This is a genomic window from Brevundimonas sp. SPF441, from assembly GCF_009661015.1.
GTDB classification, from domain to species: Bacteria; Pseudomonadota; Alphaproteobacteria; order Caulobacterales; family Caulobacteraceae; genus Brevundimonas; species Brevundimonas vesicularis.
In genome coordinates this window covers 1-19,038 of sequence record NZ_WJWX01000003.1, presented here as the reverse complement: position 1 = coordinate 19,038, position 19,038 = coordinate 1, and the positions used below count along the sequence as shown (strand labels likewise).

Annotated in this window: 32 protein-coding genes; 4 read left to right on the top strand and 28 right to left on the bottom strand. The window is 66.8% G+C overall.

Annotated features, from left to right (window positions below; all coding sequences use genetic code 11):
- Nucleotides 1-73: 73 nt before the first annotated feature.
- From GGC30_RS02920 to GGC30_RS16740, 28 genes are all read right to left on the bottom strand, one after another.
- Nucleotides 74-1,255 carry a phage minor head protein gene (locus tag GGC30_RS02920; RefSeq protein WP_153922662.1) on the bottom strand — a complete coding sequence of 394 codons (1,182 nt, stop codon included), beginning with the start codon at nucleotides 1,253-1,255 and terminating at the stop codon, nucleotides 74-76.
- A 5-nt stretch (nucleotides 1,256-1,260) separates the two neighbouring features.
- The gene (locus GGC30_RS02915; RefSeq protein WP_153922661.1) at nucleotides 1,261-2,910 is read right to left on the bottom strand and encodes a DUF935 domain-containing protein; all 1,650 of its coding nucleotides are present in this window, start codon (nucleotides 2,908-2,910) and stop codon (nucleotides 1,261-1,263) included.
- A complete protein-coding gene (locus GGC30_RS02910) occupies nucleotides 2,910-4,394 on the bottom strand; it encodes a terminase large subunit domain-containing protein (RefSeq protein WP_153922660.1) in 1,485 nt (494 codons plus the stop codon). Before GGC30_RS02910 ends, GGC30_RS02915 begins: the two co-directional genes overlap by 1 nt.
- The gene (locus GGC30_RS02905) at nucleotides 4,394-4,957 is read right to left on the bottom strand and encodes a DUF3486 family protein (protein WP_153922659.1); all 564 of its coding nucleotides are present in this window, start codon (nucleotides 4,955-4,957) and stop codon (nucleotides 4,394-4,396) included. Before GGC30_RS02905 ends, GGC30_RS02910 begins: the two co-directional genes overlap by 1 nt.
- 3 nt (nucleotides 4,958-4,960) lie before the next feature.
- Complete coding sequence (locus GGC30_RS02900; protein WP_153922658.1) at nucleotides 4,961-5,263, bottom strand: winged helix-turn-helix domain-containing protein; 303 nt, start codon at nucleotides 5,261-5,263, stop codon at nucleotides 4,961-4,963.
- Nucleotides 5,260-5,565: a hypothetical protein gene (locus GGC30_RS02895; protein ID WP_153922657.1), complete on the bottom strand. Its 306-nt coding sequence runs from the start codon at nucleotides 5,563-5,565 to the stop codon at nucleotides 5,260-5,262. Before GGC30_RS02895 ends, GGC30_RS02900 begins: the two co-directional genes overlap by 4 nt.
- The gene (locus tag GGC30_RS02890) at nucleotides 5,562-5,852 is read right to left on the bottom strand and encodes a hypothetical protein (RefSeq protein ID WP_153922656.1); all 291 of its coding nucleotides are present in this window, start codon (nucleotides 5,850-5,852) and stop codon (nucleotides 5,562-5,564) included. Before GGC30_RS02890 ends, GGC30_RS02895 begins: the two co-directional genes overlap by 4 nt.
- Nucleotides 5,849-6,295: a hypothetical protein gene (locus GGC30_RS02885; RefSeq protein ID WP_153922655.1), complete on the bottom strand. Its 447-nt coding sequence runs from the start codon at nucleotides 6,293-6,295 to the stop codon at nucleotides 5,849-5,851. The genes GGC30_RS02890 and GGC30_RS02885 overlap by 4 nt, the downstream gene beginning before the upstream one ends.
- Nucleotides 6,292-6,555 carry a hypothetical protein gene (locus tag GGC30_RS02880; RefSeq protein ID WP_153922654.1) on the bottom strand — a complete coding sequence of 88 codons (264 nt, stop codon included), beginning with the start codon at nucleotides 6,553-6,555 and terminating at the stop codon, nucleotides 6,292-6,294. The genes GGC30_RS02885 and GGC30_RS02880 overlap by 4 nt, the downstream gene beginning before the upstream one ends.
- A complete protein-coding gene (locus GGC30_RS02875) occupies nucleotides 6,552-7,244 on the bottom strand; it encodes a hypothetical protein (RefSeq protein WP_228763560.1) in 693 nt (230 codons plus the stop codon). The genes GGC30_RS02880 and GGC30_RS02875 overlap by 4 nt, the downstream gene beginning before the upstream one ends.
- Before the next feature lie 98 nt (nucleotides 7,245-7,342).
- Nucleotides 7,343-7,765 carry a helix-turn-helix domain-containing protein gene (locus GGC30_RS02870; RefSeq protein ID WP_153922653.1) on the bottom strand — a complete coding sequence of 141 codons (423 nt, stop codon included), beginning with the start codon at nucleotides 7,763-7,765 and terminating at the stop codon, nucleotides 7,343-7,345.
- On the bottom strand, nucleotides 7,762-7,974 hold the full coding sequence (locus GGC30_RS02865; RefSeq protein WP_153922652.1) for a hypothetical protein: 213 nt from the start codon (nucleotides 7,972-7,974) through the stop codon (nucleotides 7,762-7,764). The genes GGC30_RS02870 and GGC30_RS02865 overlap by 4 nt, the downstream gene beginning before the upstream one ends.
- Complete coding sequence (locus GGC30_RS02860) at nucleotides 7,974-8,492, bottom strand: gp16 family protein (protein ID WP_153922651.1); 519 nt, start codon at nucleotides 8,490-8,492, stop codon at nucleotides 7,974-7,976. Before GGC30_RS02860 ends, GGC30_RS02865 begins: the two co-directional genes overlap by 1 nt.
- Nucleotides 8,489-8,773, bottom strand: a complete 285-nt coding sequence (locus tag GGC30_RS02855) for a hypothetical protein (protein WP_153922650.1) — start codon at nucleotides 8,771-8,773, stop codon at nucleotides 8,489-8,491. The genes GGC30_RS02860 and GGC30_RS02855 overlap by 4 nt, the downstream gene beginning before the upstream one ends.
- Nucleotides 8,770-9,192 carry a hypothetical protein gene (locus GGC30_RS02850; RefSeq protein WP_153922649.1) on the bottom strand — a complete coding sequence of 141 codons (423 nt, stop codon included), beginning with the start codon at nucleotides 9,190-9,192 and terminating at the stop codon, nucleotides 8,770-8,772. The genes GGC30_RS02855 and GGC30_RS02850 overlap by 4 nt, the downstream gene beginning before the upstream one ends.
- Nucleotides 9,192-9,521, bottom strand: coding sequence for a hypothetical protein (locus GGC30_RS02845; RefSeq protein WP_153922648.1), 330 nt, complete (start codon nucleotides 9,519-9,521; stop codon nucleotides 9,192-9,194). The genes GGC30_RS02850 and GGC30_RS02845 overlap by 1 nt, the downstream gene beginning before the upstream one ends.
- Nucleotides 9,518-10,027 (bottom strand): hypothetical protein, encoded by a 510-nt coding sequence (locus GGC30_RS02840; RefSeq protein WP_153922647.1) that lies wholly within the window; start codon nucleotides 10,025-10,027, stop codon nucleotides 9,518-9,520. The genes GGC30_RS02845 and GGC30_RS02840 overlap by 4 nt, the downstream gene beginning before the upstream one ends.
- Complete coding sequence (locus GGC30_RS02835) at nucleotides 10,024-10,254, bottom strand: hypothetical protein (RefSeq protein ID WP_153922646.1); 231 nt, start codon at nucleotides 10,252-10,254, stop codon at nucleotides 10,024-10,026. The genes GGC30_RS02840 and GGC30_RS02835 overlap by 4 nt, the downstream gene beginning before the upstream one ends.
- A complete protein-coding gene (locus GGC30_RS02830; protein WP_153922645.1) occupies nucleotides 10,245-10,589 on the bottom strand; it encodes a hypothetical protein in 345 nt (114 codons plus the stop codon). The genes GGC30_RS02835 and GGC30_RS02830 overlap by 10 nt, the downstream gene beginning before the upstream one ends.
- Nucleotides 10,586-11,263, bottom strand: coding sequence for a DUF3164 family protein (locus GGC30_RS02825; protein WP_153922644.1), 678 nt, complete (start codon nucleotides 11,261-11,263; stop codon nucleotides 10,586-10,588). Before GGC30_RS02825 ends, GGC30_RS02830 begins: the two co-directional genes overlap by 4 nt.
- Complete coding sequence (locus GGC30_RS02820) at nucleotides 11,263-11,658, bottom strand: hypothetical protein (RefSeq protein ID WP_153922643.1); 396 nt, start codon at nucleotides 11,656-11,658, stop codon at nucleotides 11,263-11,265. Before GGC30_RS02820 ends, GGC30_RS02825 begins: the two co-directional genes overlap by 1 nt.
- 11 nt (nucleotides 11,659-11,669) lie before the next feature.
- On the bottom strand, nucleotides 11,670-12,632 hold the full coding sequence (locus GGC30_RS02815) for an AAA family ATPase (protein ID WP_153922642.1): 963 nt from the start codon (nucleotides 12,630-12,632) through the stop codon (nucleotides 11,670-11,672).
- Between the two features lie 81 nt (nucleotides 12,633-12,713).
- The gene (locus GGC30_RS02810) at nucleotides 12,714-14,696 is read right to left on the bottom strand and encodes a transposase domain-containing protein (RefSeq protein WP_153922641.1); all 1,983 of its coding nucleotides are present in this window, start codon (nucleotides 14,694-14,696) and stop codon (nucleotides 12,714-12,716) included.
- Entirely contained in the window at nucleotides 14,693-15,166 is a 474-nt protein-coding gene (locus GGC30_RS02805; protein ID WP_153922640.1) for a hypothetical protein, read from the bottom strand. The genes GGC30_RS02810 and GGC30_RS02805 overlap by 4 nt, the downstream gene beginning before the upstream one ends.
- Nucleotides 15,159-15,404 carry a hypothetical protein gene (locus GGC30_RS02800; protein WP_153922639.1) on the bottom strand — a complete coding sequence of 82 codons (246 nt, stop codon included), beginning with the start codon at nucleotides 15,402-15,404 and terminating at the stop codon, nucleotides 15,159-15,161. The genes GGC30_RS02805 and GGC30_RS02800 overlap by 8 nt, the downstream gene beginning before the upstream one ends.
- A 55-nt stretch (nucleotides 15,405-15,459) precedes the next feature.
- A complete protein-coding gene (locus GGC30_RS02795; RefSeq protein ID WP_153922638.1) occupies nucleotides 15,460-15,696 on the bottom strand; it encodes a hypothetical protein in 237 nt (78 codons plus the stop codon).
- Nucleotides 15,693-16,583 carry a ParB N-terminal domain-containing protein gene (locus GGC30_RS02790; protein WP_153922637.1) on the bottom strand — a complete coding sequence of 297 codons (891 nt, stop codon included), beginning with the start codon at nucleotides 16,581-16,583 and terminating at the stop codon, nucleotides 15,693-15,695. The genes GGC30_RS02795 and GGC30_RS02790 overlap by 4 nt, the downstream gene beginning before the upstream one ends.
- 2 nt (nucleotides 16,584-16,585) lie before the next feature.
- Nucleotides 16,586-16,855 carry a helix-turn-helix domain-containing protein gene (locus tag GGC30_RS16740; RefSeq protein ID WP_088582573.1) on the bottom strand — a complete coding sequence of 90 codons (270 nt, stop codon included), beginning with the start codon at nucleotides 16,853-16,855 and terminating at the stop codon, nucleotides 16,586-16,588.
- 71 nt (nucleotides 16,856-16,926) lie between these two features.
- On the opposite strand from GGC30_RS16740, the gene GGC30_RS02780 reads away from it, so the two are divergent.
- The 4 genes from GGC30_RS02780 to GGC30_RS02765 all read left to right on the top strand — a co-directional run.
- Nucleotides 16,927-17,583: a LexA family transcriptional regulator gene (locus GGC30_RS02780; protein WP_153922636.1), complete on the top strand. Its 657-nt coding sequence runs from the start codon at nucleotides 16,927-16,929 to the stop codon at nucleotides 17,581-17,583.
- Nucleotides 17,584-17,592: 9 nt separating this feature from the next.
- Nucleotides 17,593-18,084, top strand: a complete 492-nt coding sequence (locus tag GGC30_RS02775) for a hypothetical protein (RefSeq protein ID WP_153922635.1) — start codon at nucleotides 17,593-17,595, stop codon at nucleotides 18,082-18,084.
- Complete coding sequence (locus tag GGC30_RS02770) at nucleotides 18,081-18,272, top strand: hypothetical protein (RefSeq protein WP_153922634.1); 192 nt, start codon at nucleotides 18,081-18,083, stop codon at nucleotides 18,270-18,272. The genes GGC30_RS02775 and GGC30_RS02770 overlap by 4 nt, the downstream gene beginning before the upstream one ends.
- 510 nt (nucleotides 18,273-18,782) lie before the next feature.
- The coding region (locus GGC30_RS02765; RefSeq protein WP_370451846.1) for a toprim domain-containing protein at nucleotides 18,783-19,038 on the top strand (256 nt) is incomplete at its 3' end.

The window sequence follows — 19,038 nt, the reverse complement described above, 5'->3', positions numbered from 1 at the left end:
ATCGGGCGAGCCATTCCGTTTCCGGGCGCCTGCGCCGCGAGGATGTAACGACCCTCCGTCCGATCTGCCCTCCCTATTTTTTCAGCCCCAACCGCCGCACCTTTCGCGCGCCGATCGGGAACAGCGACGCGAGGATCAGCTCGCCCTTCGCCGAGGTCTTGACCACGGCCTGATACCAGCCGCCGTCCATCTCCATCGCATAGACCGCGTTCGCGCCGGTGCGCTCGACCAGTTGGCCATCATCGAGGATCGCCTGGAGCCGGCCGAGGTCCGCCGCCTTCAGCCCGCGCTCGCCGTCGCCGTGCTTTTCCAGCTTGGTCTTCAGCGTGTCGCTGGACACCATCACCAGCAGGGCCTCGGTCCCGAGTTCTTTCTGAAGCCGCGCCGGGGCGATGGCAGCCGGGGCGAAGGTGCGGGCCGGCAGATGGGTGAAGGCCTCGGGCGTCGAGCCTTTCCAGAAGTCCGTCATCAGGGCGCGCGCGGCCGATTCGCCAGAGGCGATCAGCCGGTCGGCCATGTTGGTCATCAAGGTCTTGGCCCGGTTCAGGCCGGGGTTGGTCTGCCAGCCTGGGTCGATGCCCTGGGGAACCGTGACGCGCTCGGTCGATCCATCGTCCAGGGCGCGGCTGAAGGTGCGATTAGGCACGTCGAACGGCGGCGTCACGCCGCGCCTGGTCGCCTCGGCCTTAGTGATCTGGCGCAGCCAGCATTTGCAGCCCCAGCCGTTGGGCGGGAACCAGGCCGTCCAGAAGGGATCGTCAACGGGCCTGACCACTCCTTCCTTGGCGACGTGTTCGGGCCGGTGGCGTTCGCTGGGGCCGAGCTGGTAGAGGTAGAAGGGCAGCACGGCCTTGGTCCGCTGGCCCCGCTCCCACTGACCGGCCGCCCGCGCGCTGCGCAGATTGGCGTCATAGATGATCCGCAGCCGGCGCGGCGTCCCCAGCTCGCGCGGCTTAACCTCGCCGGTCGCGGGGTCGGCCATCTCGACGGCTTCACCCCACCAGCCCTTGGCCTGAAGCAATGGCTTCAGGTCGCGCGCCCACTGGTCATAGGGGACGCCCTTGTCGATTGCAGTCTGAAGGCTTTCGCGGATCGCGCCCAGCACGTCGGCCGACGTGGCCTTGGCGACGGTGAAGGCATAGGCGTGTTCCTCGCCCCAGACCTCAGACCAACGGAAGGCCGGCCGGTCTCCCTTCTGACGGAAGTAGGCGCTGACCTCAGACGGCGGTTCAGCGCTGAAGGAAAAGCCCGCCACCCTGATCAGTCCTCGGGATCGTCATGCACATCGCCATGGGCGCGGGCTTTGAAGAAGGCAGCGCCCAGGGTGCGCGCCAGGACCGAGGCGTCCATGCCGGCGACGGCGTCGGCGATGCCGGCTTCGAACTCAGCATAGCTGTTCGCCGTCTTCGCCAGCCGTTCGAACGGCTCGATCATCGGATCCAGGTCTTCGGTCCAGCCGGCCATGGCCTCGGCCGCCAGCTCTTCCATCCGGTCGGCCGGCTTGCCGTCGTCGTCCTGGGCGCGGTTCGCCGCGTGGGCCTGACGCCGGTTCTGGGCCTTGTCGTCCGACACGGCCGCCTCGACGGGGGTCGTGGTGGTCGCCTTGGTCGGCGGGCCAAGAACCTCGTCATCGCCTTCAGGCGTCTCCAGGCCGAACTTCTCGCGGAGCTGACTGGACTTCACCTTCAGGCCGCGATCGATCATCGGCGCCAGGGCTTCCGACAGCGCCTTCAGGTCTTCGGTCTCGGGTGTTTCCAGGCGCAGGCCGGGGATGGCCGCGTCTGGGCCGTAGTTGAACAGGACGAAGGGTTCGATCACGTCGCGGCGGATCGTGCGAGCGAGCTGCTTGGCGTCGGTCTCGCAGATGTCGCCCCTGACCCCGTCCAGAACCTTGGCCTGGGCGTAGCCGCCGCCCGACTGCATCGATGACGTGCCGTCTTGACCGACGACGGCCTTGGACACCTGCTTGTCTAGGAACTCAGCGAACTTCTGATAGAGGTCGGCGCCTGATCCGGTGCCGCCCTCGGCCTTCACGAACTGGATCTCCATGGCCTTGGGGATCACGGCGGCGCAGTCGGTGCCGATCATGGAGACGGCGTTGAACAGGATGTCCACGTCCTTTGGCGTGGCGCTGGCGTCGTATTTGCCCAGGCGAAGCGGCTGGCCATAGCTCTCGGCGAAGGTGGCCCAATCCTTCACGCCGTAGAACTTGAACAGGAAGGCCCAAGCCGCCAGGCGCGCCAGGCCGCCGCGCACGGGCAGACCCATCTTCAGGTTGGGACGGTGGACCGCGAACTTGAAGGGGCGCAGCTCGACGCCGTTGGCCATGTCGGCCGTGTCCAGCATCCTCAGGGAATGCCCGGTCTCGCGGTCCCACTGGAACCAGCGCGGATCGCGCCAGGCGTATTGGTTCGGAACCCAGCGCTTGCCGGTGGACCAGCCGATTTCGACGACGGCATAGCCTTTGCCCAGGGCATCGAGCGCGCCGGCGCACAGGTCTTCGAAGGCCTCGTCTTCAATGATCTCGGTCCTGACGGCCTCGGCGATCTCGATGTCGCGAGGGTCGTCTGAGGCCGCCTTGACGTTGCGGTCCAGGCCCATGACCGCCAGCTTCCGCTTGCCCAGCTCGGACGCATAGTGCCAGTCGCGTTCCTCCATCTCCTCGGCGAGGGTCAGATAGTCGTGGGCGTCGCCATCGGCCGCGCGCTGAAGCATCGACGCCAGCCGTCCAGGCGTCAGGCCGGCCGCGACCGTGGTGTTGTTCCAGGCCTGGCGGACGCCGGTCGTCGTCGGCCGGGCCACCACCTCGGCGATCTCGGCCTTCGTCGCTGCCGAGGCGACGTTCAGAGGGCGGCCATAGAGGTCGATCAGGCCAGACTTCGAAAGGCCAGGTTGGACGAGGTCGGTCATCAGTGAATCCTTCGGCCGCCGTAACGCGAGCGGCTGACATGGTCGGACTGGCGGTCGCCGGGGCGCGGCCCGGATCGGCTGGCGCCGCGATAGTCGTAAGGCTGGTAAGGCGTGTCGGCGGCGCGGCAGGCCAGGGCCGTGGCCCAGAACTCGTCGGCGTGGACATCGCCGTCATCGACGATCCGAACTGCGCCGCCGACGCCGCCTTCCTTCTTGATCGCCCGATAGTCGGTGCGCAGATCGACCAGCGAGGGGATGCGGATGGCGCAGTTTTCGACGCGATCCTTGAAGGCGCTCGCGAGGTCCAGGCGGTTGGGGCCGGTCAGCAACTGACCGACGATGCGGGTCTCGCCGTATTTAAGCTGAAGGTCTTCGACGACCTTTTCCCCCATGCCGGTCTGATCAATCCAGGCCGAGGCGATGCGGCGCGTCTTCCAGATCGCGTCGAAGGCGTCGTCCTGGGCGCGGAAGGTGGCGGCCCGCGCGACCCAGCGATCACGCATCCACAGCACGTCGCCCACCAGCTCGAAGGCATGGATGACGGACAGGTCGCGGCGGCGCGCCACGTCGCGGCCCAGATAGACCAGGCCGCCCGTGTAGAGTTCAGGCTTGCCAGCGTCGGCGTGTTCGCAGGTCGAGAGCTTGACCGGGTCGAGCCACGACCCCGAACCAGCGGCCGGGATACAGTCCAGTTCCTCGGCCGCGTCGTCGCCATAGGTGTCGCGGATGTCGGCGATCCACTCTTCCTTCGACCCGATCTGGCGGCCCTTGATCTCGGCCGACAGGCGAACGCGCTCATAGAGGCCGTCCGCAATCGCATCGTCGAACGTGATCGTCTGGACCGCACCCTTGCGCTTCTTGGCGCGGATGTCGTCCAGCAGCAGGTTGAACGGGTTCGCCGATCCGTCGTGGGTCGAGACCACCACCACCTGACCGCCCCACATCAACAGGGCGACGGCGGCTTTCAGGACTTCAGCCAGGTCTTTGTGGAAGGCGGCCTCGTCGATGATGACCAGGCCCTGTTTACCGCGCAGGGCGCGCGGCACGGACGGCAGCGCCACGATCTTGAAGCCCGAGGCGAACTTCAGGCGAAAGGCTTGGACCTTCTCGCCGTCGCCTTCCAGGATTTCCTCGTCGGCGTCCTCGGCCGCGATGCCGAATGCCCGCGCCCACATGACGCACACGTCGATGAACTCGCGCGCCATCTCCTGATCATAGCCCATATACCAGGCGTTCATCCCTCCGGCCGAACCCTGGGCGGCGGCCTTCAGCACGGCATAGGCCGCCAGCGCCCAGGTCAGGCCGATGCGCCGGCTCTTCTCGATCGCGACCAGCGAGACGCCGGTCATCAGCAGCTCCAGCGCCGACGCCTGGTAGCGCAGCAGCAGGTCGCCCTTGGGCAGGCGCGCGAACGCAGCCTCGGCGGCTTCGCGCTCCCAGGCCTTTTGATCGGCGTCGGGCTTGGGTGTCGGCCGGATGACCATCAGGCGATGCCGAGGACCGCGTGTTTGATCGCGTCCATGGTTTCCTTGGTCAGGCCCTTGGCCTTGCCCACGGTTTCGACGGCCTTGGCGGCCTCCTTGGCGACCTCGACCCGCACCTTCAGCAGCCGGTCGGTGTCGATCTTCTGGGCGCTGGCCAGCGATTGCAGCGACCGGGCAAGGAACATGGTGTCCTCGGGTCCGAAGGTCACAGGCCCGCCCGGTTCACCGTCCTGACCTTCGGCCGTCGCGGTGATCGCCTGCATGACCAGGCCGTGCATCAGTTCGATGTTGAGGCGGGCGACGCGGTTGTCAGGGTCTTCGCCGAAGCGCGAGACCAGGGCGACGGCGATTTCGCGCGATCGGCGCAACTGCTCGCCGACTTCCGCCAGGCCCTTGATGTGACGGCCCAGCGCCGAACGTGACACGTCCGCGCCCAGCTCGTGCAGCTTGGCCAGGATGTCGTCGATCGTCACGCCCTGTTCGCGCAACTGACCGATCAGCTCGCGGACCTCGGTCGGCAGCTTGTCGATCGAGGACGGGATACGCCTGGGGGAGCGCGCCATGGTTCAGCCGCCCGGCGTGGGCTGGGTCACGCCGTCCACTGTGATGAAGCCCTTAGACACCTTGGCGCCGCGCTCGGTGATCGAGGCGACCATGACCGTGTCGCGGAACAGGTCGATGGTGACGCAGCCCGCCGTTTCCAGGAACTTCATCTGCTCGCGCACATAGGCGCGATCGACGCCGACGCGGTGGCCCAGGCTAGTCAGCCCGGTTTCCAGCACCCGCTCGTTGCCCATGCCGCCATCCTGCATCAGCAGTTCCAGGATCGACAGACGGCGGTCGGCGGTGACCTGTTCCTTGTAGCTCATTTCGTGCCTCGCATCAGAAGTTGCTCGATGCGGATCACGCCCGCATCCGTGTTTTTGACCAGTTGTTCCAGGCCGTTCACCTCAGCCGTCAGCCGGGCCACGTCGGCCTTGGTGGCGACGTTTTCGAAGCGGGCCTTGAACCCGGTGATGTCGTTCTCGACCTGGGTCAGGCGCGCCAGGATCGCCTTAGCGTCCTCGCTCTCGCGCCATTGCCCGGCCCGGTGATAGGTCTTCAGCAGGACGACAGCGTTGAGGGCTGACAGCCCTACCGCCACCAGCGTCATGACTTCGGCGAAGGTCACGGGCGGACCTCCCCGGCGCAGCCGTCCAAGGCGGCTTGCAACACAGCCTCGCGCGCCTGGCGCTGCGCCCGACCGGCCGCGCGCAGCTTCATGGCGTCGAAGATGTCGGCCGCCTGGCGCAGGGCGTCGGCGGAATCGGCATAGGTCGGCGCGGGGCCGACCGACACGCGGCAAGGGGTGGCGATGGGAACCGCGACCTCGACCGTCCTGACGACGGGTTCAGGCGGTGGCGCCGAGGCGCAGGCGGCGACCAGGCAGCACAAGAGAAGCGACGCTCGACGGATCATTCAACGGTCTCTTGATGCAGGCGGAAAGCAGCCTCGCACCGGCCTTCGCCGTCGCGGGGTTGGGACTGAAGGACAGCTTGGGAGCGGCGCTCGGCGGCGCTGGCCTGAAGCTGGGCGGCGTGGACCAGGCGGTCAGCGCGGGCGGCGTCAGCGGCGGCGGCCTGGCGCAGCTTTTCGACGGCCGTGTTCTGGAGCCGCAGCGAACCTTCAGTTCCTGACAGGGAGGCTTTGCAGGTCGCCAGCCGGGCGATGTAGCCGGTGGTCGGGGCGGTGATAGCGAGATGGTAGGCGTCGGCCGTCTTCTGGGCCGCCACACGCCCATGCTCGGCGACGCCAGCCGTCCAGCTCGCCCACATGGCCAGAGGGATGAAGACGATGCACCCGATCACCGCCGCGACCGTAAGGCGCGAAGGCATTAGGTCAGGCAGGCGGCCCAGGTTCACGACAGCACCCACATCGCCAGACGGACGATCAGGCCCACGACACCGCCGACGACCAGGGCGATCCCGCCGCCGATCGCCACGTCAGCGCCGCCGTTCATGCCGAGCTGACCGCCCAGCCAGGCCAGACCGAAGGCGGCGACGGCGAAGACGATGATGCCCCACGCCACGCCCAGGAAGACGACAGCAAGGAACGGGATCGCCGCGACCACGATCGCCAGAAGACTGACGACGATCCAGCCCAAGGCCGCCCCGCGCTTCACGACAGGGTCTTTCGTTGGCGGGCGAACCGCGACCAGATGACAACGATGCAGCCCGCCAGCGACAGCAGCACGATCAAGGTCTGGATCGCCGGGTGCATGCCGGAGGCGGGGGCCAGTTGATCGCGGGCCTTGCCCAAGGTGTCCACGACCTCGGCGCTGGACACGGCGACCAGAGGCGCGGCGGCGAGGATGCCCTGGATTTCGCCCGTCTTCAGCAGCGGGCGCGGCTTCACGTCGGCGATGCCGGCGAGCCGCAGCCCCTCGTCGATCACTCCGGCCGGATAGGCATAGCCGGCGTTCTCATGGGCGATGATGGCCACGACCAGCGGGCGCATGACGGCGATGCTGTCGATGTCCAGTCGTTCGTCGGCGTTGATGGTGCGGCCGAGGCTACGGCCGATGTCGCGGCAGACGGCGTCGATATAGGCCGCCGTGTTGTTCTCGACCGGAGGCGCCCACCGATTGATGATGCCGCGAACGCTCGCGAGCCTGTGCTGCTTGAAGTAGGTCAGCAGCGTTCGGACCAGGGCGCGGATACCCATCTCGGCCGAGATGAAGGTAACGAAGCGGGAGTCGGTCTGCTCTTTCGCAGCGCCCTGCCAGTTGGTCCCTTTGACCCGGTCGATGTTGCCCGGATTGTTGTTGCGAACGCCACGCGTCGGGCGGCGGGTCGTCTGGCCCTGTGTCATGTGAAAAGCTGAAGCCCTGCTGACGCGCCGCCCTGCGCGGACGCAAGGCAACAAGGGCCAGATCGGCAGGTCTCAACCCACCCCGAAAGGTTTCGGGGTCAGCGGTCGAAAAGGTCGGGGGTGTCGTCCTCGCGGGCGGTCAGGCCGCGCTCGCGATCGCGCTGGTGGCGAACTTCCACAGTCCGTAGGTGGATGCCAAGCGTTTTCGCAATGGCAGCGTTGGTGGCGCCTTCCGACTTCATGCGTCGGATAGCAGCCGCACGGCGTTTCGGCGAGGATGTCGGCCCCATAGGCACGATCAGTTTTCCGACCCGCAAGGCGTCCGCCAGTTGGCGAGCCGAGGCCAGACCCAGCGAAATCGCCAGATGGTGGCCCTCGTCGATCGACTGCGCCGTGGGGATGTAGATCTCGCGCCCGCCATAGGTTCGGGCCAGGCGCAGGGCGACGCCGGCTCCGCAGCATTCCGCCACCTGCTGAAGCAGCTCGGGCCAGTCGGACCAGGTCGGTTCGGCCATGGTCATGCCCCGGCCTCACGGCGGGCGGCGGTCAGCGCCAGCTCGGCGCTTAGGGTCTCGGCGACGGCGGCCTTCAGATCGGCCTCACGCTGGCGTTTGACGCCATGAGGGGCGAACAGCGCGCGGCGCTGGGCTTGGGCCTGTCGCGCATGGGCATGGGCGACGGCGGCCAGGGCCGTCCGCACCGCTTCCCATTCGAACAGGCCGGTCGCCATCACTCGGCGGCTCGCGTGTCGATCGCGGCCTGAAGCCGGGCCTTCAGCACGGCGACATGCTGCGCAGCCGGGATCAGCGACAGGTCTTGCGACCAGCCGGCGCGATCGGCCATCGCCTTCAGCGCCTCGATCAGGCGATAGGCCTGGCCTTCGTCGGCCCAGACCAGCTTATCGACGCCGAGCTGGCGACGGCCGAAGGCTTCCAGGGCGCTCTCGCGGGGATCGCGAACCGCGCCGAGCTGGTGAAGGGAAATCCACATGGCCCGCGCCTTGCGCGCCATGGGCGATTGCGCCGGCTGGGCCTTGGCGCGCGGACCCTCCCGGCCGCCTTGGACGACACGGGGCTTCCAACCCTTGGCCTTCATCTCGTCCAGGACGAGGCCGAGCTGGGCCTCGTTGCAATGCGCGGCCGACGACCGGCCCGTGATCCGGGTCAGCATGGCGCGATAGGTGTCGTCGTCCAGGCACAGTTCCTTGGCGGCGATCTTCACCTTGGCGATGGCGGCGCGCTGGCTCATGCGGCCTTCGCCTTCATCACGAAGCGAGCGGCCATGTTCTCGTCTAGGACCGCCAGCGTTGAACGATCGATGCGGACGGTGGCGCGCACGGGCATTCCGTCACCGTTGGTGAAGTCGGCGACGAAGCTGATCGTCCGCGATCCTGAACGGATCAGAACATTGGACGGTGGGGTCAGGCCGGCCGCCGTGCCGAGGCGGAAGATTTCAGGATAGGGATCGGCCCACGGAACGCGACGGCATTGGACGCGAGGGGTCGCCTTCCGGCGCTTGCGGGTAGTCATTTGACCGCCTCGAAGGTCAGGCCCCAGTCGATAAGAACGCCACGAAACACGGGGCTGTCGGGATGGGTCATGCGCCACCAGCGGGTCATGTATTCCCACGGCGGCATCTCGCTCAACGAGGCCAAGCGTTCAGGAACTCGGAAGCCGTCGCGAACAGCAAAGGCGTTCAGCGCCTCGTCACCTTCGATGACTTCGAAGTCGTCAAGGGTGACCCTATCTGCGTCGAAGTCGAGGCGAACATCCCGATTGGCGACACAGGTTGCCGACCCTATCCGCACTGGCGCCATGCGCGGCCCTGTGAAGAACTGAAGTGCGTCGAGGCGTCGGGCGTGGCGCTTCCGTGGCAGCCGTATCGTCTGGCATTTCAGGCCCGATTGGATGTCGGGGATGAAGCCCGACTTGAATGAGTAGGCGACCATCAGATGCGTCCTGTTTGTGAATGATCTTCGCGCCAAGCCATGGCTCGGCGTCCGGCCTCGGCGCACCAAGCGCGCGGCGCCCTGACGGCGATGGACATCAGCTCCATCGAAAGGCCGATCTTCAGGGCCTCGCGCACCAAGGCGTAGCGTTCCTCGATGACAGCGTTGGGCGCAAAAGCCGCCTCGCCGGTGCGCATGGCATCGGTCCATTCCGCTTCCGGCCGGCCCGACTGCGACACGATGACAAGCATCGGATGCCGGTTCGCGCGCCGCTCGCGCGCCCAGGCCAGTTCGATGCTGTCCAGGGGATGATCGGCGCTCAGCTTCATGGCCGCACCGCCCACAACACGCGACCCAGCACCGTCTCGATGTCGCGGCCCCAGGACTGGCGCACCCGGTCCAGGGCGAACCGCGTCCGGGCCTCGACGCGGGCGCCGGGGAACGACACGGTGATGACCAGGGGCGCGATGTAGGACGCCCAGGCGGCGTCGCCGATCCGGCCATGCAGGGCCGCCAACGGGTGATCAGGGCTTGGTCCCGTCGCCGGGGCCGAGACCAGAGCATCCGTCGCCCATTCCTCGAAACGCTCTTGGGCCAGCCAGGTGCGGGCGTGGGGCGTGAACTTGGGGTCGAAGCCCTGGGACTTCACATGCGCCGCGAAGGTGCCGGCCGCACGGACCAGCGCCTCCGCATCTGCACCGCCCGCCACCAGGTCGGCGAAGACCTTCAGGGCGGGCTTCTTGGGGTTGTCCGCGCGCGGCGGATAGGCCGCCCAGAAGCGGTCGAACGCCGCCTGGACGGATGCCGGCACGGGCTGAACCTTCGCGCGGGTCATGCCGCCAGCCCCGCGTCGGTCAGGTCTTGGCGCGGCGCATGGATCATGGCCGCCATTGCATCCTCGATCACGCGACGTTCGTCGTCGGTCAGGACGCCATGGCCATAGACGACGCGGTCGTGGGCCTCGCGCACGGTGTCGGCTTCGAAGTCGGCGAGGACTTCGCGCCGGGTGTGCATCAGGGCGTTGGTCCTGATCAGCAGCAGGGTATCGGCCGTCAGGGGCATGCCAGCGTCTCCACGGCTTGGGCGCGGTCCAGGCGTTCGATCTCGGCGATGGCCAGGGCCGCAGAGCGGACCAGGTCGCGCCGGGCGTCGGCAGGCTGCCAGGTGTGACCGGGCCAGGGCCAATACAGCGATCCGGCTGTCTGGGCCGCCGCGTTGAGGGCGTAGGCCCCCGACGCGCGCGCCAGCTCCCTGTCGATATAGCCGTCGTCCAAGGTCAGCGAATGACCCTGAGCGACCTGGTTCTGCCGCTCGGCCGCGACCTCGGCGAGAACCTTCCAGACCACGCCGTCATGCGGCTCTGCGACGACCGGATGATCCAACTGCGCCGGACTCATGCCGCCACCGCGTCGATGATCGAAGCCGAGGCCACATCGATCGTCACCGGCGACCAGGCCGCGCGGGCGTGGGGGCGGCGGTAGAAGCGCACGTATTCCTTCGTGCCTTCGACCCGGATGCTTTCCTTGATCGCCTTCATGGCCCGCTGCCAGCGGTCGTCGGCGATCTCCAGACGCAGCAGGCCGAACAGCTCGGCGCGGTTCACCAGGCCTTCTTTGTCGGTGTTGAAGGCCCGCTGGACGATGGCCTGAAGCTCGGGCCGGCTGTCGATCGACCATTCGACCAGGCATTCATCGACCAGCGACTTCGCGGACTGAAGTTCGGGGCCGAACGTGATCTGGTCGGCGATGGCCAGCACCACCTTCAATGTCTTGTCGAATGTAGTCAGGCTGACGTTGCCTTTGCTCCCGCCGCGCTTGACGCCATATTCCTGATCGAACAGCGCCAGCAGGCCCGCGAAGTCGTCCAGGGTGTGGCGTTTGAAGCGCGCGATCTGGTCGTGCAGCTCGCCCGCATGGCCCATCACGCGGCGCACCGTCTCGTCCATCAGCAGATCGGTCGGCTTGACCGTCTCGATGGGCGTCAGGGCGCCCTTGGCGTCGGGGATGAAGGTCTTGCCGTTGACCTCCTGGGCGTTGGGCGGGGCATAGGCGTTTGAGGCTTGGTTGGCCATCACAGGCTCCTTTGGTGGGTGTCAGGGGTATCGCAACGGCCTCCGTCGAAAACGGTCAGACCGCCGTAGCGGCGGCCCGCCGTGTTCTCGCCGAGGCGGCCGGGATCGGGTGTCAGGCTGTCGCGGGCGCGGGCCACGCGATCGCGGATCGACTTGGTGATGGTGTCGAACCAATCGCGGGTCAGCGAACCGTCATCGAGCGTCCGCGCCAGCACATCGAGGCGGTCACGGATGCGTCCGTCTTGGTCGATGTCGGCATGAACGACGGCCTGACGGATGCGCTCGATGCGGGTGTTGCACTCGGTTTCGTCCATCGAGCCGTGACGGCCCCGGCGAACCAGGGTGCCGATCTCGGCAAGCACGGCGTCGAGGGGATGCAGGCCTTGCACGACCATCGCCCCGGCCCTCACGCGGCCATGTCCGGGGCGCGCTGCGCCCAGGCTTCACGGATGACGGCGGGCGACATCGGCGTGTCGGTCATCGACGCCATGCGACGCGCCAGCAGCAGCGTCTTGGTGACGCCGCGCAGGGCGCCAGGCTTCTGCGCCATGTCCCGCAGCAGCTTGATCGACGGACCGTCCGTCACGCCGTGGGCGATGGCCAGGATTTCGGCGTCGTCGGCATAGGGCCGCGACTGGCGGTGGCGAATGCCGATCCGGGAATGGAACTGCGCAAAGGCGGCTTTCCGCGTCCCGTCGAACAGTTGGAACACGCTCTCGTCGCCCGAGAAGACGAGGCCGACGCCGGTGCGGTCATGGATCGACCGGAACTCGTCCACCGCCTGTTGCGACAGGTGCTGGGCTTCGTCGATCACGATCAGGCCGCCCGGCCCAGCCTTCTTCTGAACCCGGCGCGACAGAGCCTGGGGCGTTCCCTTGGCCTCGTCTTCGCCCATGGCTTCAAGCATGGCGACCAGGGCGTTGGGGACGCCCCGGCTGCTGGGCGACATTGCGGCCGTCCAGACACGCGGACGCGTCGCCTTGAACTGCGCGATGGTGTGGGTCTTGCCGAGGCCCGGCCCCATGCCGAGGACGCCCATGTCGCCGAACACCTGGCAATGCTCCAGGACGGTCAGGATTTTGACGGCCGTCTTGGTCTGCTGCCACGACGGGGCTTCCGGCACGGTGGCCACCAGGCGGGCTTGTTCTTCACGGCTGACGATCAGGCGGTGGACCTTCGCCGCGACCGTGTCGTTGTTCCCGGCATACTGACCGTTCAGCCAGGGGCCGAACGTGCCTTCAGCCACATCAGCGTCGGCGGCGAACTGGCGCTTGGTCATGCCGTTGCGCTCGATATAGGCCGCAACGTCCTGACGCAGCTTCGTCATCTCAGCGTCGGTGAAGGTGGTTTTGCCTAGATTGGGTGACATGATAGGGTTCCTCAGTTCTCTCGGGTTTTTTGGTTCTCGGGGTTCAGGCCCGGCCGGGGTTGCAGCCCCGCCGGGCCGTCTTCATTCGATCAGCCGCAGATGATCCGGGCGCTGTCGCGCCAGGGCTTCCGCATACCGATCCATGATCTGGGCCGACGCCTCGACCGGGGCCGCCACCGGCGCCGCAGCCAGGCCGCCGAGCATCCGCACGACGCGGGTCGGCTCGGGCGTGAAGTCCTCGTCCTCGGCGACATCGGGCAACAGGTTCGCCACATCAGCCGCCGACAGCCGGCGCTCCAGCGCTAGCATGTCCTTTTGCGAGCGCAGCCAGGCCGCCTTGACCCGACCGTGTTCACGCGCGGCTGTCGCGTCGGAGAAGCCTGACGCCTCCTGCATTTCCGCCGCGCCTAGGTAGTTGCCGCCCATCGAATAGACGTGCGCCGGCTCTTGATGCAGGCGGTCGGGATCGAAGCGGACCACGACCTTTTCGCCGCGATGCTCGCTCAGGAACTCGGACCAGTAGCGATTGCCGAACAGGTTGACCGCGCCGGTCAGGCGGTCGGCCGTCACGCTCTCATGCGCCAGCAGGCACATGCGGAGCTGGGCCTCGGTGGGGCGGGTGATGACCGCCGTCGCGATCGACGCCTGATAGGCCTGGTCGAACGACAGGACGCCCCGGCAGACGCGCGTCCGACGACCGACGCGGGCGTTGTGGCGGCGGATCACGTCGTTGACCACGGCCGTGAACACGTCCAGCGGCACGGCGCGGCTGGCATAGTCCTCGGGCTTCGCCATGGGGCTGTTGCCGGTGTAGGCACCCTGGAACTCGGGGTGCTTGGCGCCGTGTTCGCAAAGGTCGCGGAAGGCCCGTTCGATGGGCTTCGAACGACCCGAATAGGGTCGTGTGAAGCGCACGTCGCAGCCCGCCGCCGTCAGGACGCCGACCGGATCGGAAGGCTTCACCTTGAACCGGAACCGGGTGCGGGTGCCGCCAGTGATCCACTTCGAAGCAAAGCCCCGGCCGTTGTCCAGCCAGACCAGATCGGGGACGCCGTGGTCGCGGAACAGGTCGCCGAAGGCCAGACTGACCGTGTCCGCGCCCTCGTTTTCGGCGATGCGCCAGGCGAGGATTTTGCCCGAATAGAGGTCTTGGATCGCCAGCATGAGCGGGCGCATCGGCTTCGGTTTGTCTGGGAAGGAAACAAACACGTCCCAGCGGTGACCGTCGGCGTTGACGGCCTGAAGAGCGTGGAACTCGCTGCGATCCCGGATGATCGGCGGGAACATGCGCTCCAGCTTTTCAAGGCCGTCGCGGGCCAGCACCCGCACCGGCTCGGGGATTTCCTTTTCCAGTCGGCGCGCCAGGGTCTTCGGCGACGGGATCGACCAGCCGTTCATCGCCGCCGTGTCCGACAGCCGCTCCATGCAGCTCTCGAAGGTCGGGGCTGACAGGCGCAGGTAGTCGCCTTTCAGGAACTCCCAGGCGTTCGGATCGCAGTCCGCCGTCGCCGTGCGGCCTTGGTGGCGTGGGGCCAGCGCGGGCAACCAGTCGCCCTTGGCCAGACCGCGCACGGCCTTCTTCCAGTTGGCCACCGTGGCGGCGCTGAAGTCGTGTTGCGCACCTTCGCCGGCTCTGGCCTTCGCCTTGTGCAGCGCAACGACATGGGCGACGGCGCCCGTCGCCGAGGCGCCCGCCGTCCGCAGCGCTTCGATCTCCCGCAGCACGTCCAGGCGGAACCGCGCCTTGGCCTTCTTGTCGTCAGGCAGGGCATCGAACGCCGCCCAGGCTTCGGAGGCCGGAACGACGACGGCCTGCGCGCCCTGATTCATCACCAGGCCCCGCGCCGCCAGCGCCGCCACGGCCGGAACCGGCAAGACGGTATAGTGATATTCCAGGCCGCCGCCGCGTCCCTTGCGGGGACGGGCCAGCCGAACGCCGGTCGCGTTGGTCCGCTCGGCCCAACCCTGCTGCGCCGCCATCTCGTTGATCTTGCGCTTGGTCGAAGGCAGGCCCGGAAGGGTCTGCATCGCCAGTTCCTGCGCCGTCCACCACACCGCGTTCATGCCGTGCGCCCTTCGAAGGGTTGGGCCTTGCCGACCAGGTCGCGCTCGATCGCGCGCAGGCGCCGCATCTCGGCTTGGACGTGTCCGAGCTGGGCCAGCACGAACTCTTCGCCTTCCAGCACCCGACAGCCGATGCGGGTGACCAGGGCGTCCAGAGCGTCCGAGCGTTTGGTGGCGACGATCAGCGCCAGGAACCGCGCCACCGATATGTTGTGGCTGGTCTTCGCCGGGGCGGCATAGGCGTAGAGCATATCGACCGAGACATCGTCGCCCAGCACCGCCGAGATTGCGGCGGCGACTTCGGCCTGCGAGCGGGCGTCGTCCTGGACGATCCGCGAAACCAGACCGGCGACGTAGATGTCCAGGCCGGCCAGCAGCCCTTCGGTCGGCGTCACGCGGGGCGGAGCATCGAACGAGAGGGCCATCTGGCGCGGGTCTTCGCGGTGGCGTTTGCGTTGGTGCTTAGGCATGTCGCCCGTTCCAGACTTCAGCGGTCATGCGGCCGGCCTCGGTCAGCATGCCGTTCTCGTCGATCAGGCCGATCTCACGCATGGTGGTGATGGCCCGCGCGCGCTCGGTGAAGGCGTCCTGCGCCTCGGGCGACTGCGCCGGATGGCCGGCTTCCCAGCCATGCCAGGCCGAGCGCTGGGCCAGCAGGTTGTTCAGCACGGCGATACCGCCGCGCGGGATCGAGATGGCGTCGGTCAAAGCAGGCGCTCCTTGCCCGTCAGGCGCAGGATGATCGTGTGGAAGATGGCGAGGATCATTCGGGCCATTCCTCGCGCAGCAGCTCGACGCTGGCGTCGAGGCTGTCGTTCAGGCCGTCGAGGCGCGAGATCATGCTTTCGACCTCGCCCACCATCCCCTCGTCGATGTCGGCCCAGATGCCGATCACCTCGACCAGGGAGGCCTTGGCCTTTTTGATCCGGCTGACGCTGCCACGGCGCATCTGCGCAGGCTTCACGCCCAAGCTATGGGCGCGGGTGGGTGCGGCGCTCATTGGCCCTTCTCCACAGTCCAGCCCTTCGGCAGGTCGGCAGCGGCGAGGAAGGCCAGAAACTCCCCGCGCTCCTTGGCGCCCATGCGCCCCCATTGGTCGATCAGCTTCGACACCTTCAGCTCAGCGGCCGGCTTCACGACCTTGCCGTCCAGGCGGTCAAAGGCGGCATTGACCGAGGGGGCCGGGTTCTCGGCCGCGAACAACTGGTCCAGCGCCGCCAACTGCCGCTCGTGCGGTTGCTTCGCCAGGGCCTCTAGGGCGGCCTGGTTCGACGCCAGTGGCGTGTCACGGAGGCGGGTAATGGCAGCGGGGGAAAGGTTCTCGATCAGCGCCACGGCGCGTCTGACTGTGCGGTCAGACATGCCGGTCTTTTCCGCGATGTCGGCGCTGAAAGACCAAACGGCCATGTTGGCCACTTGATCAGAACGACGATCACCACCGTGTTTTGAGGCCGGGTTGAGGGCTTCATAGAGGCGCTTCCGTTCCGACAGGAACCGCGCCCGATCCAACGCTGTCAGCTCGTGGCGGATCAGGTTTTCGTCGATCTCGCGCAGCCGCAGACCCGCGTCGGTCAGCGTCACGATCTCGGCGTCGATCTCTTCCCAGCCGTTGATCTGGTGGGCGCGAAGACGGTGCGCGCCATAGACCAGCCGATAGCCATCGCCTCGCTGGACCAGTTCGACGGCCTGAAGCTGGCGACGACCACCGGCCTTCTCATGCTCAAGCATGGATGCGGCGATCACTTGGGCGTGGGCTTCGCTGATCTCTCGCAGGCGCTCACTGGCGTCGATCTGGGCGATCTTGACCCGAACCACCGAACGAACGGCTGGCGGGTCGATCATCACGGCGGCCTGGGCCGTCGTGGGCGTTTCGTCACCGCGCGCCATGTCTAGCGCGCCTCCGCAGTTAGACGGTGCGATCTACGCTGTAGCGGACTATTGTCCGCTTTCAGGGACGAATCATTGAAGCCGTAGTGCTTCGGGAAGACCTTATGGATCGGCAAATTCAGAGCGGCGGCGATCGCAGCTTCAGCACGGGAGGAACGGCGGCCTCGCAAGGTATCGCTGACAAGCCCGCGCGGAAGATCGACGCGCTCCGAGAAGGAGGCGAGCGATCCATATCGCTTTCGGAGTTCAGACTTGATGTCTTCGCAATGCATTAGCGAAATCCGTTACGTCGTAGGTATCTACGTTTTAACGGACAGTAATCCGGTATTTGGAGTCGGTCAACGTGGTTGATGACGATATTGCAGGGCCGTATTCCGATTTCGCGGATCGGCTCCGCTCGGCTATGGGTGCAGTGCCTCAGACGCTGGTGGCCAAGCGCGCGGACATGTCTCTGAGCGGGTTCAATCAGTTGCTGAAGGGCCGAAGCGAACCAGGCGCATTCAAGCTTGCGCGGATCGCGAAGGTGCTAGGCGTGAGCTTGGAATGGTTGACGACCGGAGACGGCAAGCCAAACTCGGGGCCGTTCGGCTATGTTGATATTCCGCTGCTCGACGTTCGTCTGGCGGCTGGGGCAGGCTCGATCACAGACCTGGCAAAGCAGATCGGCGTCGTTCCGATGACGCGGGAGATGCTTCAGATCATGGGCATGGCGAATGCCGAAGGCCTGCGATTCGTCATGGCCGAAGGTGACAGTATGGAGCCGCTGATTTCTGACGAAAGCAGCGTCCTCGTCGATATTCGGGATACCCGCCTTCGCGAGGGCGTCTTCGCGTTCCGGCTTGGCGACGAACTGCGCATCAAACGTCTGCGCCGCCTGGGCGTTGACGGCGTCGAGGTCATCTCGGAAAACCCGCGCTATGAACCCGAGGTTTTACAGGGCCACGACCTAGAACAGTTCGCCATCCTCGGCCGCGCCCTTGGCGGCTTCAACATCTATTAGAGACACGCCATGCGCGCGACGATCGCATCCATCATGTTTGCCTTTGCCATGGTTGGGTGCGGCCCCGCCGAGACGCCGACGCAATCGGCTGCGGAGGCGTCGTCGGCCGCGCCTCCAGTTGCTTACCGGACCCTCGCGGACGATGGACGCCTGGTGATCGACTTCGAATGTCCGAACGCCTCACCTGACTGCGCAGCGTCCACCATCGCCAAGGCTGAAGCCGATGCGATCGGTAGCGGGAAGTCGGGGGAAATGCTGGTGAACGTCAAAGGCCCAGACCTCGCAAACTATCAACTCGCTGGGGTCATAGCTCCATCCGGGCAGCCCGTGCTTTATCGCTATCAGTGGAACGGTGGCGGCGTCACAGGCCGCTCGGCGGTCGCGACCTGGTGTTTGGCCCATGACCCCGACGCGCCTCTGTGCAACAGCCTTGCTGCTGATGCCTCTGTCTGCACGGCATTGGTCGAGGGCGACCTGAAACGGTTCTGCGAGACGCGATGACGTTCGTCCGCTTCACCCAGCCCGAAACAGGTCTGCCGATCCACATCCGCGCGGCGCGGGTTCAGGCCTTCGCCGCGACCGAGGAAGGCACGACCCGCATCTTCATAAGCGGCTCCCTCAGTTGCCTGGTCACAGAAGACGAAGCGGCGGTTCTGGCGGCGCTGTCGCCGGCCTCCAACGACGCCTGAAAACTGGTCCCACTTCCGGCCCCTGCCGGACGAACGGTTGTGGCGCTCTTATCCAGCAGCGGCGGGCCTGACCCGGTTTTTGATAAACTGGGACCGCTTGGTCCCACTTCGCCGAGCACGAATGCGACCCGACGACACCGCATCGCCGCGTTGCGCGGCGTCATCGCCGGCACGTCTCTGATCCCTAATGATCGCGCCCGCCCCGCCACGCCGGGCTTAAGGGGCCTCTGACGCCCCTCACGCTTTCGTCTAAGGACGCTTTGAGGGCTTCAAAGCCGCCGCGACCGCCGACGAATTTTTTCTAGGATCAAGTGGTCGAGCGGTGTCTAAATCAACCATCATGTTAGACACCGCTCGCCGCCGACCGCCGACGAATTTTTTTGGTCTGAACCCTTATGGGGCTTGGGTTCATCCCAGGCAGTCCCGGCAAATCCCGCCGTATCCCGCCCTTCTAGTTTCTAATGTCCCCTAACAATGGCGACCAGCTCCCGGATGGTGGTGGGGGAGGGGGTGATCACCACCCTTTCAGCCATCCGACGCTTCGGACGACCTGGATGGGCGCTGCTATCCGCCGGCAATCTGTCGAGGTGGTCGCCGCCGCCGGGCGTGCGGGACGTCCTGATCGCGGCGGACAACGGAGTTGCGGGCGAACGGGCCGCGATCCGCCTGCGGGCCCGGCTCCTGAGCCTGGAACTCGACGCCATGATCGCCCGGCCGCCCAGCACCTTCGGGGACTGGAACGAAGCGGACCAGGCCAGCGCAAAAG